2 protein-coding genes and 1 pseudogene are annotated in these 2,281 nt (G+C 64.3%); 2 read left to right on the forward strand and 1 reads right to left on the reverse strand.

Annotation, left to right across the window (positions count from 1 at the left end):
* Positions 1 to 145: 145 nt before the first annotated feature.
* Positions 146 to 1,207: a histidinol-phosphate transaminase gene (hisC, locus tag BIS11_RS15515; protein ID WP_253426654.1), complete on the reverse strand. Its 1,062-nt coding sequence runs from the start codon at positions 1,205 to 1,207 to the stop codon at positions 146 to 148.
* Positions 1,208 to 1,379: 172 nt separating this feature from the next.
* On the opposite strand from hisC, the gene BIS11_RS15520 reads away from it, so the two are divergent.
* Complete coding sequence (locus tag BIS11_RS15520) at positions 1,380 to 1,832, forward strand: copper resistance protein NlpE N-terminal domain-containing protein (protein WP_253426658.1); 453 nt, start codon at positions 1,380 to 1,382, stop codon at positions 1,830 to 1,832.
* 109 nt (positions 1,833 to 1,941) lie between these two features.
* Positions 1,942 to 2,281: pseudogene (locus BIS11_RS15525) on the forward strand (DNA repair protein RadA); the annotation flags it as partial.

Below are 2,281 nucleotides of genomic sequence, written 5' to 3' on the forward strand. Positions count from 1 at the left end.
CTCCCCATGCGAGAGTAGGTCATCGTCAGGCACCTATTCGAAAAATCCCCCGTCTCAATGAGGCGGGGGATTTTTTTCGTGCCTGTAAATGGGCGTCAAGAAAAGCCCTGCCATCGGGGCAGGGCGGTGTGCTGAAGCTGTCAAACTAGCCGCAGAGCGCTTCCAGTGCCTCTACCAGGCTATCCATCTCGTCGTCGGTCCCGATAGTGATGCGCAGGAAGTTGGCGAGCACAGGGGTATTGAAGTGGCGCACCAGGATGCCGCGCTTACGCAGCCCGGCGAACAGCTGGGCGCCTTCGAAGCGGGGATGCTGGGCCAGCACGAAGTTCGCCTTCGAGGGCAGTACATCGAAGCCCAGCGCCTCGAGGCGCGATACGGTACGCTCGCGAGTCGCCATGACGTTGTTGCGGCACGCATCGAAGTGCGCCTTGTCCTCGAGCGCCGCGATGCCCACTGCGCTCGCCAGGCGGTCGATGGGATAGGAATTGAACGAGTCCTTGACCCGTTCCAGCGCATCGATCAGCGCCGCGTCGCCGATGGCGTAGCCCAGGCGCAGCCCCGCCAGGCTGCGCGACTTGGAGAAGGTGCCGGTGACCAGCAGGTTGGGGTAGCGCTCGACCAGCGCCACGGCACTTTCCGCCCCGAAATCGACGTAGGCCTCGTCGATCAGTACCACGCGATCCGTCACCCGCTCGAGCAGTGCCTCGAGGGCCTGCAGGGAGTGGGCGTGACCGGTGGGCGCGTTGGGATTGGCGAGGATCACGCCGCTGCGTTCTCCACTTGCGCTCAGAGCGTCGAGGTCGACCTGCCAATCGTCGTCAAGAGGGTGCTTGCGCAGCTCGATGCCGTACAGCTTGGCGTAGACCGGATAGAAGCTGTAGGTGATGTCGGGCACGTCCAGCGGCGCCGCGTGGCAGAAGAACGCCTGGAACGCGAAGGCGAGCACTTCGTCGGAGCCGTTGCCCACGAAGGTCTGCTCGACGCCCACGCCCAGCGTCTTAGCGAGCGTGTGGCGGAGTTCCAGCGAGGCGGGGTCCGGGTAAAGCCGCAAGTGATCCGTGGCATAATCGCGCAGCGCCTGCGCCACACCGGGGGCCGGCGGGTAGGGGTTCTCGTTGGTATTGAGCTTGACGAGGCGCTCGGTGGGCTGCTCGCCGGGCACGTAGGGCGTCAGCGACCGAACGGCGGGGCTCCAAAGTTGGCTCATGTGCGGTAACCTGCTTATCCTTGATCAGGGCGTTATGGTGGCCCCATGCCCCGGTGAGCGCAAGCGTCTCGGCGCGATTGCCGCCGTGGGGGTGGGCGTCGCACCTTCAAGCAGTTATGCTGTCATAAGCGCGCAAAAGAATTGTATGTCCAACACGATAAGGAGACACCCAATGCAATTAAGGAGTTTGCTAGCCGGTTCGGCTATGTTGGCACTGCTGGCGGGCTGCGCAGCTGGCCAAACCGATCAGCAAGAGACGGCTCCCGGTGTGAGCGCGTCACAGGCGAATTACCAGGGCACGCTGCCGTGTCGCAACTGCGACGGCATCGATCTGAACGTGACCCTCGAAGGCAGCGAGACCAGCGCCCCGCAGGAGCGGACCTTCGATTTGACGGCCAGCTATCGCAACCATCCCCAGACCCCGCCGGACGAGAACTACGCCGGTAACTGGGAAGTGCTGACCGGTACGCCTTCCGACCCGGACGCCACCGTCTACGAACTGACGCCCGATGGCGATGGCCAGATCTACTACTTCCAGAAGATCAGCGATCGCACCCTCGAGCTGATCGACCCCGAGCGTCGTCGTTTCGAGAACGGCGAGATGCTGCAACTGCAGCGTCAGTAAGCGCGGGAAGGGTTCGAAAAGGCGGCCACGGGCCGCCTTTTGCGTTTTTGCCTGACCGCAAGGCAAGACCCCGGCAGCATCGCCGGCCAGTGAAACAGGAGCAGAGCGCGTGGCAAAAGCGAAGAGCGCCTTCGTATGCACCGAGTGTGGTGCCGAATACCGCAAGTGGCAGGGCCAGTGCTCGAGCTGCAACGAGTGGAACACCCTGACCGAGATCCGGCTGGCGAGCGCCCGGCCCGGCGGCAGCGCCTCGTCTACCGGGCGCGGCGGCTATGCAGGCGATCTCTCCCGGGACGTGGTCGACTTGAGCAACGTCGATTTGAGCGAGGTGCCGCGGCTGAGTTCGACCTTCGCCGAGTTCGACCGCGTGCTCGGCGGTGGCCTGGTGCCAGGATCGGCGGTGCTGCTCGGCGGCAACCCCGGCGCTGGCAAGTCGACGCTCCTGCTGC

This window comes from Halomonas sp. 707D4 (genome assembly GCF_024158685.1).
Classification (GTDB): domain Bacteria; phylum Pseudomonadota; class Gammaproteobacteria; order Pseudomonadales; family Halomonadaceae; genus Vreelandella.

Bases quoted from the DNA above. Each gene is read 5' to 3' on its own strand.
- hisC (WP_253426654.1), bottom strand. From the start codon at position 1,207: ATGAGCCAACTTTGGAGCCCCGCCGTTCGGTCGCTGACGCCCTACGTG.
- BIS11_RS15520 (WP_253426658.1), top strand. From the start codon at position 1,380: ATGCAATTAAGGAGTTTGCTAGCCGGTTCGGCTATGTTGGCACTGCTG.